This is a genomic window from Corynebacterium silvaticum, from assembly GCF_004382825.2.
GTDB lineage: Bacteria > Actinomycetota > Actinomycetes > Mycobacteriales > Mycobacteriaceae > Corynebacterium > Corynebacterium silvaticum.
The window spans coordinates 89,884-102,669 of record NZ_SDQO02000003.1 but is presented as its reverse complement, the minus strand read 5'-3'; the positions used below and the strand labels follow the sequence as shown (position 1 = coordinate 102,669).

Here is a 12,786-nt window from a genome sequence, read left to right as displayed (position 1 = left end):
TGTAAGTATTTATGGAGGAGCCTTTGAAGCTTATGGCTAATGATTAATGGGCGGCGTGGCCGCCGACCTCGCGATCCTGGGTGCCGGATTCAACAACCGGAGTGGAGATTGTTGCGGTGGTGGTGATGGTGCCGGAATCGAAGGAGAAGACAACCTCCTTGTTACCGCCAACAGCTAGGCCGGTGTTAGCAATCGTGGTGGAAACATGCTCGATGCAGATGTTCTTTGGCTTGGTGAGCTTGGCCAGCTCAGAAGGGACATCGCCAACGAGGGAACAGTCCGAGTTGATTGTGGTCTCCCCGGTGATCACTGCTTTTTCTCCGCGAACGGTGATGGACTTCAGCGTGTGGCGCGCGTTGCTGTTGTGCTGGTTGATAGCAGTGAATTTTACGCCTGCTTCGCCCTTGTCGGTGAGGTGAACGGTGACGTCGCGGATTGCGATGGTGCCGTTCTCGGTGTCGGCCTGGGTTCCGTCCACAGCTGCGACCTGTGAAGAGGTCTGAGTGATCTGTCCTGCGCTGCAGGCTGCCAGAGCAATTGTGGACACTGCAGCGACGGAGATCAAAGCGCCACGACGGGCGACAGACTTCATGGACTTCACTTGTTGGTCCTCCATAGGGGTGAGACTGTAGGGGCGTGACGAGTGTGAGCAGAGTTTCGTCACATTTTTCGTTCTTCACTCTAGTATCTAGTGCTGCTGTTCACACAGTTATTTGTGTAGCAGTGAAGCCAAACGGGGGGAAACTTTAGAACCATGGGAACTTTTTGCCTTGCGGTGGGGATCAGTCGAGTATTTTGCATATCTCGCCATGCATTTTTCTGGAACAAAAATCTTTTATCGTCCGGTTCAGATGTGAATAGTGTGGGAATAGTGCACTCGGCTAAAAGTGCTGGTTGGAGTCGTGGTAGAATACGGCGGTTAAACCCGAACGCTCAAGGAGTTTAGATGGAATTCAAGGTCGGCGATACCGTCGTCTATCCGCATCATGGTGCCGCAGTCATCGAGGCGATCGAACAGCGTGAAATGAACGGTGAGACCTTGGAATTCTTGGTCCTCCAAATCAACCAATCGGATCTCGTGGTTCGCGTTCCCTCCAAGAACGCGGAGCTGGTGGGCGTGCGTGACGTCGTCGATGATGAAGGCCTGCAAAAGGTCTTTGGGTTCTTGAGGGAAATCGACGTGGAGGAAGCCGGTAACTGGTCTCGTCGTTTCAAAGCAAACCAGGAGCGTCTTGCTTCCGGTGACGTGAACAAGGTCGCTGAGGTAGTTCGTGACCTGTGGCGTCGCGATCAGGGCCGAGGCCTGTCCGCTGGCGAAAAGCGCATGCTCGCCAAGGCACGTCAGGTGCTCGTCGGTGAGCTGGCACTGGCAGAGAACATCGATGAAAAGAAGGCAGATGAGCTGCTTGCACAGGTAGACGCGACCGTTGAGCGTCATCGCGCTGCCGGCATTGACCTCCCTGAGGTCAACAAAGTTGAGGAGTCAGACATCGATCTGGATGACCTCAGCTTTGATGACGAGGACTAGAACTACGATGTCTAGGCGCGTCGTAGCCATCGTTGCGGCAGCGGGCAAAGGTAAGCGCCTGGGGGCTGAGTTACCTAAAGCCTATGTGCCGCTTCGGGGCACAGCGCTCTTGGTTAGATCTGTCCAGGCCATGATCACCTCCGGCATCGTTGATGAGGTGATCGTGATCATTAGCCCAGAGATGCAGGACTACGCTGAGCGCATTTTAGACCAGGCAGGGCTGCTTTCCTCCCCAGAAATTCCCGTGCGGCTAGTACACGGCGGGGTAGAAAGGGCTGATTCGGTCTGGTGTGGTTTGCAGTCTTTACCTGATGAAGACGCGGTAGTACTGATCCACGATTCTGCCCGTGCTTTGACCCCGCCGGGGATGATTGCGCGAGTCGCCCGTGCGGTTTTGGAAGGGACGGAGGCCGTTATTCCGGTCCTGCCCGTGGCAGACACAATCAAAGAAGTCGACGACACGACGGTGCTGCGTACCCCCGCGCGCTCGTCGTTACGCGCGGTTCAGACCCCGCAGGGCTTCGACCTGGCTCAATTGCGTGCCGCGAATCTTGCTTATTTCGAGCAACAACCTGAATTTATCGCTACTGATGATGCCAGCCTTATGGAATGGTTCGGCGCGAACGTTCAGTGCGTGCAGGGGGACCCTATGGCCTTCAAAGTAACCACACCATTGGATTATGCGCTGGCCAAGGCAGTGACCGACGAAGCCGAACCTACGATCTTTGAGGTGCCCAGTGACTAACCCGATCATCCCACGCGTGGGGATTGCCACCGACGCCCACCAAATCGAGGCAGGCAAGCCCTGCTGGATCGCCTGCCTGCTCTTTCCCGGCCAAGATGGCTGCGAGGGACACTCCGATGGAGACGTGGTCGCGCATTCGCTTGTCGACGCCCTCCTGTCCGCAGCAAACCTCGGCGATCTAGGTTCCTTTGTGGGAGTGGGAAGAAAAGAATACGACGGGGTTTCCGGTGCCCGCTTACTGCAAGGATGCCGAGCTTTGCTGGAAGAGCATGGATTCACCATCGGAAACGGTGCCGTGCAACTGGTGGGGCAAAGCCCTAAGATGGGACCACGCCGTGAAGAAGCCGAACGTGTGATGAGCGAGATCCTTGGTGCACCCGTTTCCGTATCGGCCACCACGACTGATCATCTCGGTTTTACGGGGCGCAGCGAGGGGCGGGCCGCCGTGGCCACGGCGGTGGTATGGAAGTAACCGCTGGGCGTGGATTAAGCAAATGAAGCAAATGCTTCCACGTCCGATAGACTAGTTTTTGTGACTCTACGCATCTTTGACACAGGAACACGCTCGCTTCGAGATTTCACGCCTTTGCGTGAAGGACACGCATCGATCTACCTGTGTGGGGCAACTCCTCAAGCACAGCCGCATATTGGGCATGTTCGCTCGGGAGTCGCTTTTGATATCCTGCGCCGATGGCTGCTTGCTAAAGGCCTCGATGTTGCGTTTGTTCGTAACGTCACGGATATTGATGACAAGATTCTTCGCAAAGCAGAAGAGCATGGCCGCCCCTGGTGGGAATGGGTATCCACCTATGAACGAGAGTTCACGTGGGCATACGATCAGCTCGGGGTTCTCCCGCCCTCCGTTGAGCCTCGTGCCACCGGTCACGTCACTCAAATGATCGACTATATGCAGCGCCTCATAGATAACGGTTATGCCTATGAAGCCGAAGGCTCCGTCTACTTTGATGTTTCTGCCTGGACTGCGGCGCAGGGCTCAGACTACGGAAGCCTCTCTGGCAATAAAGTCGAAGAGATGGAACAAGGCGAGACAGAAAATCACGGCAAGCGTGGCGCGCACGATTTTGCGCTGTGGAAGGCCGCCAAACCAGGCGAACCATCCTGGCCCACTCCTTGGGGAGACGGTCGCCCCGGCTGGCATCTTGAGTGCTCCGCGATGGCCACGTGGTATCTCGGCGGTGAATTCGATATTCACTGCGGCGGCCTTGACTTACAATTCCCGCATCACGAGAACGAAATTGCGCAATCGCATGCCGCAGGTGATGGGTTTGCTCAGTATTGGATGCACAATCACTGGGTGACCATGAGCGGGGAAAAGATGTCAAAATCACTGGGCAACGTTCTTTCTGTTCCCAATATTTTGGAGAAAGTACGCCCGGTAGAGCTTCGTTATTACCTTGGCTCAGCCCACTATCGTTCCATGCTCGAATATTCCGATAATGCTCTCTTAGAGGCAGCCGCTGGCTATCGTCGTATTGAGGCATTCCTGGCAAAAGTCGGCCCGGTGGGTAGCGGAACCTGGACACCAGAATTTGCAGCGGCTTTGGACGATGACCTTGCCGTTCCCAAGGCGCTTGCAGAGATTCATGGCCTAGTTCGCGCTGGTAATACCGCGTTGTCTTCGGGCGATATCGCAGAGGCGCAGCGTCTTGCTTCCTCGATACGAGCCATGACTGCGGTGCTGGGAGTCGACCCACAATCAGAGCATTGGAGTACAGAGTCCGATACTTCTGAGGACGCGATGGCCGCCCTCGACGTCCTCGTACGCGCAGAGCTGGAACGACGCACCACAGCACGAGAAGCCAAAGACTGGGCAACAGCAGATCAGGTCCGCGACCGCCTCGCTGCTGCCGGCATCACAGTCACAGACACCGCCGATGGCCCCACCTGGGCGCTCAACGACAATCAATAAATAGACCAAGAAAGACAGTCAATGTCAGGAAAAGAGACCAATCGCCCCGGCGTCCGCAAGACCAACAAAAAGGGCGCTACCAAAGGATCCGGTGCCGTTCGGCGGCGCGGATTAAAAGGCAAAGGCCCTACGCCAAAGGCCGAAGACCGCGTGTACCATGCGGCGCATAAGCGCAAGCTGGAAAAGCAGCGTCGTGATCAGGGGCGCCACAAGAAAGAAGAGACAGCTGAGCTCGTTGTTGGCCGTAACCCAGTAGTGGAATGCCTGCACGCCAAGGTGCCTGCCACGAGTCTCTACATCGCGGAAGGCACAAAAAATGATGCCCGACTCAGCGAAGCCGTACAGATGGCTCATGGCCGTGGCATCCCCCTGATTGAGGTCGCGCGGCGTGAGCTTGATCGTATGACGGGCAATGGCATGCACCAAGGCATTGGCCTACAGATCCCGCCATACAAGTACGTTGAGGTCTATGACCTGATTACTCAGGCCAAGGACTCCGGTGAACCCGGCATGATCGTGGTGCTGGACAACATCACCGACCCACGCAACTTGGGCGCTGTTATTCGTTCGGTGGCTGCCTTTGGCGGACACGGCGTGGTGATCCCGGAGCGTCGTTCTGCTTCGGTGACCGCTGTGGCTTGGCGCACCTCGGCTGGCACCGCGGCGCGACTCCCAGTGGCCAAGGCAACAAATATCACGCGTGCGCTCAAAGAGTTCCAACAAAACGGTTACCAGATCGTTGGCCTCGATGCTGGCGGCGATGCAACGTTGGACACGTACGACGGTAAGGGCCCCGTTGTTATCGTTGTTGGTTCCGAAGGCAAAGGTATTTCCCGCCTGGTGCGGGAGACATGTGACTCCATCATGTCTATTCCGATGGCACGATGGGTGGAATCCCTCAACGCGTCGGTGGCTGCGGGCGTAGTGCTGAGCGAGTTCGCTCGCCAGCGCAGAACTCAGTAGCTTCTGAGTACGGCAACTCGAAGAACCTCGCGATTGCCGTAGCCGCCACAAAATCGGTTGACGTGGGACCCAAGAATGCGGAGGTCACGGGGTGCCGAGTGGGGACCACGTGACCGATGCCCGTGAGCGACCATGCTTCGACGGGGTGCTCGCCAGGCCACGATGCCACCCTAAAGCCCTGGGCCGTGCTTTCTGTTGAATGGTCTAGGACATTGAGCTGGGCATAGTAGGCGGCGGTGTCGTGGAAAGAGAGGACTTCCCCGCGGGCGGCGTCGATAAGGCCCCCGTGATAGGGGGAAATGGGGTCTTCAGTGCCGTGCATGGTGAGAACCTTGGTCGGGCGCCAGTGCTCCGAGGTGCTGAGGAAGTTGGAGGGGCGGGCTGATTTGCCGCGATGAGGGCTGCGCCGGCGAGGGTGCCGGGTGAATCGTGAAGCAACCGAATCAACATATGGGCGCCGTTGGAGAATCCCACGCCAAAGAACTGGGAATACGGGGCTGCGAGGGCGGTGGGGAAGGCGACGTCATCGGTGCCTAGCAGCCGAGTCTGTTCTGTGAAGTTGCGACGTGCGTCGTTCCAGTGGTGCGAGATGCCTTCCGGGTAGATGACCGTGGTGCCGTGCTCTGCGAAGCGGTCGAAAGTTCGATCGGTGAAGTTTCGGGACACGCTTGCTGTTTGTCTAGATCCATGCAGGTACATGAGAAGCGAGCCGTTGGGAACAGCGGGATCGATCCGAATATAAGTTCTTTCGCCGAGTTTGTGCCTCATAGTGGCCCAGTATATTTACCGCATGCGGTAGGTTGGTGCCTATGGTTTCCCGTCAGAAGCAGCGAACGAGTTTGGCGTCCTTGGCACAGGAGTTAGGTGTTTCCCGGACCACGGTGTCCAATGCCTACAATCATCCGGAGCAGCTATCCACTCAATTGCGTGAACAAATTCTGGCTACGGCAGAGCGCCTGGGCTATCCGGGGCCGGACCCAACGGCAAGGTCGTTGCGCACCCGACGCGTGGGTTCTGTGGGGGTGCTGTTCACTGATCACTTGAGCTATGCCTTTGAGGACTTAGCTTCCGTGGATTTTCTGGCGGGGATGGCCGAGGCATCGGCTGGGTCGCAGACCTCGATGACGTTGGTGCCGGTGGGGCCGCACTCTTTGGACCCGGTTGCCACGCGGCAGTTGGTGAACTCCGCTGTGGTAGACGGGTTTGTGGTGTATTCGGTGGCGCAAGGCGACCCGTTCCTGGAGGCAGTGCATACCCGCGGCCTCCCCACGGTGGTGTGCGACCAACCCGCCGACGACACTCGCATGTCCTTTGTCGGGATAGATGATCATGCTGCGATTGCCCCGGCCGCGCAGGCGCTTATCGACGCCGGCCACCGCCGCATCGGGATACTGTGCATTCGCCTGGATTCGGTTCCTAACAATGGGCCGGTGACGGCGGAAAGGCTCAGCTCGGCGCGTCATCACGTGCAAAGAGCGCGGGTTCAGGGGGCGCTAGAAGTGTTCGACGCTGCGGGGATTCCGCAAGGTGCAGTTCCGATTGTGGAACGGCACATCAATGACCCCGCCAACAACATCGACGCGGCGCGCGAGCTGCTTACGGAGCACCCCGATCTCACTGCGGTGCTGTGCACCACGGATACGATGGCTTTTGGCGTTATCGAATATGCCAAGCGAGTAGGGCTGGTTGTTCCTGAGGACATGTCGGTGACCGGTTTTGACGGCATCGCACCGGCACTGAACAGTGAGTTAACGACAGTCCTGCAACCTAACAAGATCAAAGGCGAGTGCGCAGGGCGGATGCTGTACCGGCTCATTGAACAAGATACGACCGGGACAGAACGTGAGATTCTCACGACTACCTTGCACCCAGGAAAGACTGTGGTGGCTCCTAGAGATTAGGCGCGGAGGTCTGCAAGCTGCGTGAGCAGATCTGCCACGCCTTTGAGGTCTGCCACACGATGCGTAGCGGCGGTTTCCCCGGGGCCGACTTTCACCCCGAGGTCTGCAGGTCCTAGGACTCGGAAAGCGTCTTCATCCGTGGTGTCGTCGCCGAGGAAGATGGTGACGTCGGCACGCGTGCGCTGGTGGGCGAGCCATGTCCCCTTGTTGGTATCGATCACGCCGGCTTCAGCGATCCACTTGCCCTCTTTGGGCGTTACCCCAGGTATGTTGATGGCAAGGGCCTCATCGAGGGCATTACGCGCGATATCGTGATCAGCTACTCGGATAACGTGCAGTACGCGATGGAATGGCTTGTATTCCACAAAAGCCCCCTCAACGCGCTGCGCGATGGCCTCGTAGGCGGCGGTGACAGCCGTCAGAGCAGTGCGTTGTTCTTCGGTGAGTGGTGGGGCGCCGGTAGAGGATTCGGTTCCATGCGATCCGATGAGCGCGATGGGGTCTGTGAGACCGCTGACTTGACGAAGCTCCGCAAGGCCGCGGCCAGAGAGAACCGCCACGTCCGTGTGGGGGAGCGCAGCTAGACGACGCAGCGCGTCCAACGATCGGTGCTCGATGGGGACGACTTGTGCGTTAGTGCTAAAACCAGCGAGAGTGCCGTCGAAATCAGAGACGATAAGCAGACGTGGTGCGCGAGCGAGGTGCGACAACTCGGGGGTCATTTTTCTACCTTACTGCTTTACTACAAGCCTTATCGCTGGCGAGTCGACTGATTCTCCGCTGCGCAGAAGCGTTATCACTCCGGGGCCGTCGTGCCGTACGTCAAAGGATGCACCAACGATGATGTCGACGAGAGAACCATGGATATAACGCGTGCGCCCTTCGCAGGTTGCGTCGTCGATAGGCTGGAACTTTACGGCTTTCACAGTAAGCCGATCCGCATCCTGCGGGGCAACGTTTTGCTTTTCCTGTGCGCTAAAGGAAATCTTGCCTTGGAATGGGGCGCAACCGGTGAAGCCGGTCATGGAAGAACCACCGAAGCTCATCACCGCGGCCCCTGCTATAGCATCGGGGACCTCATGGGGAAACTCCGGTGTGGTGTAGACGTCGGTCACTTGCCACTGCGAGCCTGCGACCTGCTGTTTTTGCTGCCCACACCCGGCCAAAGAGATGGCGAGCAGGCATAATACTGCGGTGGCCTTGGCTTTCACTCTTCCACTCCGTTTTCATGAAGCCGGTGGAGATCCTCCAGGAACGACGCGGCCCAGAGGTTCACGTCATGCTTCACAACCTGTCGGTGCAACGCCATCATCCGCTCCTTGGCGGCATCTGGTGTGAACTTTAACGAGGTAACTGCTGCAACGACCTGCTTCTTAATTGACTCCGTATCAAAGGGGTTGCACAGGAAGGCCTGCTCAAGCTCATAGGCTGCACCCGCGAACTCGCTGAGTACCAAGGCGCCCGTTCCATCCCCATGGCACGCCACGTACTCCTTGGCCACCAGATTCATCCCATCTTTAAAGGGGGTGACCAGCATGATGTCGGCCGCAGCATAGAGCGAGGCAAGTTCGGTCTTGGCTAAAGAACGGTGGTGATAATGGACTGCCGAATGCCCAATGGAACCAAAACGGCCATTGATACGGCCCACGGCTTCCTCAACCTCGGAGCGAGTTTGCTTATAGTGTTCGATGCGCTCGCGGGAGGGGGTGGCGACCTGAACCAGGACAGTATCGTCGGCATCCAAAGCGCCGCTTTCTAGCAGCTCTTCAAAGGCCAGCAGCCGCTGGAGAATCCCCTTGGTGTAATCAAGCCTATCGACGCCCAGGATAATGGTTTTAGGATTCCCAAACTCGGCGCGGGTGGCCTCGGCGTCTGTCTCCATATCCGTCAACTGAGTGACATCGATAGAAATGGGATAGGCTGCCACGCCAACTTCTCTGCCATCGCTTGCCTGCAGGGAGGCCTCCACAGAGCGCACAGCAGCGGTTCCCTGAACCACTAAAGTATCTGGCTGGCCGGTGTGAGAGCCAGTAGTGCCGGTTACCTGCCGCGCCAATTCCAGGAAGTTGTTTGCGCTGGCTGGCAAATGGAAGCCGATGAGGTCTGCTCCCAGAAGTCCGCGTACCACTTCCTCCCGCCATGGGAGTTGGCGGAAGAGATCCGGGCTGGGGAACGGGATATGAAGGAAGAACCCAATAGTTAAATCGGGGCGCGTCTGCCGCAAAATGCCAGGGACCAGCTGCAACTGATAATCCTGCACCCACACTATGGCATCTTGTGCGGCCACCTCTGCCACCGCGTTAGCAAACTTGAGGTTTACTTCCCGATACGCCGACCACCAGTCCCGGTTGTAGATGGGATGGACAATGAGGTCGTGATAAAGCGGCCACAAGGTGGCATTGGAAAATCCCTCATAAAATCCCTCAAAGTCATAATCAGTGAGGGCTACGGGGTGAAGAAGAATGCCGTCTTCAGTCTTAAAAGGCTCAGGCGCGTGCCCGTCCGTGGTGCCGGGCCACCCCACCCAGCAACCGCTGTGCTGGGACAAAATGGGGCTGAGTGCTGTGACAAGTCCGCCGGGGCTAGCTACCCATTGGGAGGTACCATCAGAATTAACGGTTAAATCAACAGGCAGGCGATTAGCTACTACGACAAAGTCGTTGTCGCCGAACTCATCACTCACAGTTAGCCTCAGGCTTTCTTAGTGGTTTTCTTAGTAGCCTTTTTCGCGGCCTTCTTAGTGGTCTTCTTGGCAGCTTTTTTGGTGGTCTTCTTAGCGCGAGTCTTCTTTGAAGCGTTAGCTTCCTCGTGCTCGGCAGCAACCTTGCGATGCGACAAGCCCTCTGGCTCTACACCCAGCATGCACATCAAGGTCACGCCATCAAAGAAATCTTTGGCATAACCAGCTACGATGCGGCGTGCGGCAGCGGCTGTCTCCGCTTCGACGGCGTGAAGAGACTCGGCCGAATTAGTACGGGTGTCAGTGACCTTGGGTGGCAAGGATCCTCCTCAAAATAGTGAAGACGACGGAAGCGCGGCTCATGAAAAGCAATGCAAAACCAACATTCTACTCTATAAACCGCGGCGTCGCTTGGTCGCCGTGTACTTAGGCGTATGTCCCTTAGACATGCGCCTACGCAGCGCCAGTTTTTCCTGCTCTTCCTGCTCCGCACGTTTCTCCGCAGCGGCCTGAGCTTGGCGGAAGGAATAACGGCGCGTGCGTCGAAAAGCTTTGTAAGGATTGAAGCGCTGCGGCCGGCGTACTCGGCGTGCAACCCATTCTCCCAACACCACTCCGGCTGCCAAACCACAACAAATAGAAAGCGCAAGGGCGACGTTGGTGAATCCCAACAACACCTGCTCGTTGAGGGCCGCGTACATTCCTCGGTAAATGGAAAGGCCCGGGAGCATAGGCGTGATGCCCGCAATGGCCGTAATAAGCGGCGGAATCAAGAACCTGCGGGCAAGTAAACCACCGGCAAGACCAATAAAAGTTGCGGCAATAGCAATGGACACCACGGGGCCGATACCCAACGGGATAAGCACGTAATAGAAGACAAAAGAACCCGCTGCCGCAGTAAGACCCGACACCGCAACGGCAGAGAGCTCGGCAAAACATCCCACTGCAAAAGCTGCCGACGCCACGGCCCCGGCGATCACTTTAGAAGCGGAAGACTTAGCCGCCAACGAGACTGCTGCCTCTAACGGCGGAAGCGTAATGCCCATCAACTGCGCGGCCTGAATCCCGGCGCCCACGCCTGCCACAATCGCACCAGTGAGCAGCAGGGTCTCAAAGAAGCGAGCACTAGCAGTGACCGGAGCGCCTGTAATGCCATCCTGCAACGACTGGACCATTGCAAGATTGGACATCATGACGACAATCCCCGCCGCGACAATATGGCTTGGCGATACGTGCATCCCATAATGGCTGGCCACCGAATAAGCGACAGCAGCGGGAACCGTCGCCATAAAACCGCCAAATATATATTGGAAGAATAATGGCAGGGAGTTGCGATCAAGCCACACGCTTCCGCCCATGATGACTAGCGACACGACGAAAGAGATCGCTGCGACCAAAAAAGTGCCACCAAGCAGCATCGACACAGCGGCACCCAGAAAGCCCCAACCGAAAACCGCGGTACGGAAACGGTACTTAGCACGCGTCTGCGATAGCTCGTTGAGGATTTTCTCCGCCACATCCGGTGGCGTAGCACCTGCCTGAATCGAACGAATCAAGCGGTCCACCTCAGTCAACTTGGAAAAATCCGTAGTGAGAGAGCGAACGACACGAAACACACTGACCGGAGTCTTCTTTGTGATGCCGATCGTAGTAAACACCGTGATTGTGTTCAGCGTGATGTCAACATGACAGAAGAGCAAACCATAAGCAGCGGTCACCGCGTGAACCTGCGCACGCGTATCGCGATTGGACGTGCCAGCAGAGAGCAGAATGTCGCCGATCCGAGCAGCGAGATCCATAACCGCAGCAACCTGAGCGGGATCGGTGAGATCAATTGGCGCAAGGGGTGAGGGAGGCGGCGCAGCTTTGACCGTATCGATCGTGGCCAGACGGCCGGAACTGCTATTCCAGCTCCGAAGCTTATCCAGCAAACTCACCACGAGCCCCCTGATCCTTGGGTTGTCTTTGCATCCTACAGTTTAGGAAGTTACTCAAACATTAGCTTTTACGTGGGGGAGGGGTATAGCTCATGCTCACGGTCCTGCTTGGCTGAAAGCCCACTCGTGTTGTACGATTCATTATCGTGCGAAAGGGTGCTCACTAAACTCAGTGAGCTGTCTTGAGCGTGTGCTGGAGTGGCGCAATTGGTAGCGCAACGGTCTTGTAAACCGTAGGTTGTGGGTTCAAGTCCCATCTCCAGCTCAACAAGCCCCTGACTAAAGATAAAGGTCAGGGGCATTTTTCATACCTAAACCACGTGCAACTTTCCCTCATTCCACGACAATCCCACGACACCCGACAAAATCTCACCAAGCGCACTACCCACAGAATCCAAATCATCATCAAAAAGAGCAGCGTACGTATCCAAAGTCATAGCCGCCGACGCATGCGTCAACTGCTTCTGAACCACCTTCACATTCGCACCATCCGACACCAGAAGACCCGCAGCCACATGCCGAAGCCCATGCGGGGTAACTGTAGGAAACTTTGAATCATCAGCCTTAGCAGCCTCCACAGCAGCCTGAAACAACCCATCAGACGAATTCACAGACCTCAGCGGGAGTCCATTGTCGCGCTCAAAAACCCACGCCCCCTGAGCCTTCCCCTCACACTGCCGCCTGAGCATCCGACACACAGGAAGAGACATTGATACCTCACGCCGCTCATGTGTCTTCGGTGCAGACTCCACAGGCTCCGCCCCCCCCACATACGTCACCGACCGCCTGACCATAATCCGCGCCCGCTCAAAATCAATATCCTCTACCTTCAGCCCCGCCAGCTCACCCCAACGCAGCCCCACAGTGCCCAATACCCACACAATGATGGCATGATCACCCGTCTCATCACCGGTGGCTTTTGCCAGAGCAGCCAGCTGTGCAGGGGTAAGAAAAACCTTCACCGGCGCGTTCCTGCGGGGAAGGCGCACCCCACGGGCAGGATTCGACACTATAAGTCCATCGGTCACCGCAACCTCAAGAATTTGCAAAAGAACGCTATGGGCGTGCCGGACCGTGGACCCAGATTTCCCCATTCCTGATA

General features: G+C 57.0%; 13 protein-coding genes, 1 tRNA gene and 1 pseudogene. 7 read left to right on the top strand and 8 right to left on the bottom strand.

All coding sequences use genetic code 11. The features are described 5' to 3' along the window. Positions 1–43 precede the first annotated feature (43 nt). Entirely contained in the window at positions 44–616 is a 573-nt protein-coding gene (locus ET810_RS08560; protein WP_087454534.1) for a hypothetical protein, read from the bottom strand. Positions 617–946: 330 nt separating this feature from the next. On the opposite strand from ET810_RS08560, the gene ET810_RS08555 reads away from it, so the two are divergent. The 5 genes from ET810_RS08555 to rlmB are packed head-to-tail and all read left to right on the top strand — an operon-like array spanning position 947 to position 5,166. Next, complete coding sequence (locus ET810_RS08555) at positions 947–1,528, top strand: CarD family transcriptional regulator (RefSeq protein WP_087454533.1); 582 nt, start codon at positions 947–949, stop codon at positions 1,526–1,528. Positions 1,529–1,535: 7 nt separating this feature from the next. After that, entirely contained in the window at positions 1,536–2,273 is a 738-nt protein-coding gene (ispD, locus tag ET810_RS08550; protein WP_134316187.1) for a 2-C-methyl-D-erythritol 4-phosphate cytidylyltransferase, read from the top strand. Further along, positions 2,266–2,745, top strand: coding sequence for a 2-C-methyl-D-erythritol 2,4-cyclodiphosphate synthase (ispF, locus tag ET810_RS08545; protein ID WP_087454531.1), 480 nt, complete (start codon positions 2,266–2,268; stop codon positions 2,743–2,745). The genes ispD and ispF overlap by 8 nt, the downstream gene beginning before the upstream one ends. Positions 2,746–2,805: 60 nt before the next feature. After that, a complete protein-coding gene (cysS, locus tag ET810_RS08540) occupies positions 2,806–4,203 on the top strand; it encodes a cysteine--tRNA ligase (protein ID WP_087454530.1) in 1,398 nt (465 codons plus the stop codon). 21 nt (positions 4,204–4,224) lie between these two features. Beyond that, on the top strand, positions 4,225–5,166 hold the full coding sequence (gene rlmB / locus ET810_RS08535) for a 23S rRNA (guanosine(2251)-2'-O)-methyltransferase RlmB (RefSeq protein WP_134316186.1): 942 nt from the start codon (positions 4,225–4,227) through the stop codon (positions 5,164–5,166). On the opposite strand, the pseudogene ET810_RS13350 reads toward rlmB, so the two are convergent. Beyond that, a pseudogene (locus tag ET810_RS13350) lies at positions 5,102–5,934 on the bottom strand (CE1 family esterase). The gene rlmB and the pseudogene ET810_RS13350 sit on opposite strands and share 65 nt — an antisense overlap. A gap of 41 nt (positions 5,935–5,975) precedes the next feature. On the opposite strand from ET810_RS13350, the gene ET810_RS08525 reads away from it, so the two are divergent. Continuing rightward, positions 5,976–7,067: a LacI family DNA-binding transcriptional regulator gene (locus ET810_RS08525; protein WP_087454528.1), complete on the top strand. Its 1,092-nt coding sequence runs from the start codon at positions 5,976–5,978 to the stop codon at positions 7,065–7,067. On the opposite strand, the gene otsB is transcribed toward ET810_RS08525, so the two are convergent. The 5 genes from otsB to thrE all read right to left on the bottom strand — a co-directional run bounded on the left by otsB (position 7,064) and on the right by thrE (position 11,684). After that, on the bottom strand, positions 7,064–7,789 hold the full coding sequence (otsB, locus tag ET810_RS08520; protein ID WP_087454527.1) for a trehalose-phosphatase: 726 nt from the start codon (positions 7,787–7,789) through the stop codon (positions 7,064–7,066). The two genes, ET810_RS08525 and otsB, sit on opposite strands and share 4 nt — an antisense overlap. Before the next feature lie 9 nt (positions 7,790–7,798). Beyond that, positions 7,799–8,278: a hypothetical protein gene (locus ET810_RS08515; RefSeq protein ID WP_087454526.1), complete on the bottom strand. Its 480-nt coding sequence runs from the start codon at positions 8,276–8,278 to the stop codon at positions 7,799–7,801. Beyond that, positions 8,275–9,750 carry an alpha,alpha-trehalose-phosphate synthase (UDP-forming) gene (locus tag ET810_RS08510; RefSeq protein ID WP_087454525.1) on the bottom strand — a complete coding sequence of 492 codons (1,476 nt, stop codon included), beginning with the start codon at positions 9,748–9,750 and terminating at the stop codon, positions 8,275–8,277. The genes ET810_RS08515 and ET810_RS08510 overlap by 4 nt, the downstream gene beginning before the upstream one ends. An 8-nt stretch (positions 9,751–9,758) precedes the next feature. Next, positions 9,759–10,067: a hypothetical protein gene (locus tag ET810_RS08505; RefSeq protein ID WP_134316185.1), complete on the bottom strand. Its 309-nt coding sequence runs from the start codon at positions 10,065–10,067 to the stop codon at positions 9,759–9,761. Between the two features lie 72 nt (positions 10,068–10,139). Then, entirely contained in the window at positions 10,140–11,684 is a 1,545-nt protein-coding gene (thrE, locus tag ET810_RS08500) for a threonine/serine exporter ThrE (RefSeq protein WP_087454936.1), read from the bottom strand. 192 nt (positions 11,685–11,876) lie between these two features. Between thrE and ET810_RS08495 the strand changes: the two genes are divergently transcribed. Beyond that, positions 11,877–11,949: transfer RNA gene (locus tag ET810_RS08495), tRNA-Thr, on the top strand. Between the two features lie 46 nt (positions 11,950–11,995). On the opposite strand, the gene ET810_RS08490 is transcribed toward ET810_RS08495, so the two are convergent. Beyond that, positions 11,996–12,778, bottom strand: a complete 783-nt coding sequence (locus ET810_RS08490; protein ID WP_225870450.1) for a tyrosine-type recombinase/integrase — start codon at positions 12,776–12,778, stop codon at positions 11,996–11,998. Between the last annotated feature and the right edge of the window lie 8 nt (positions 12,779–12,786).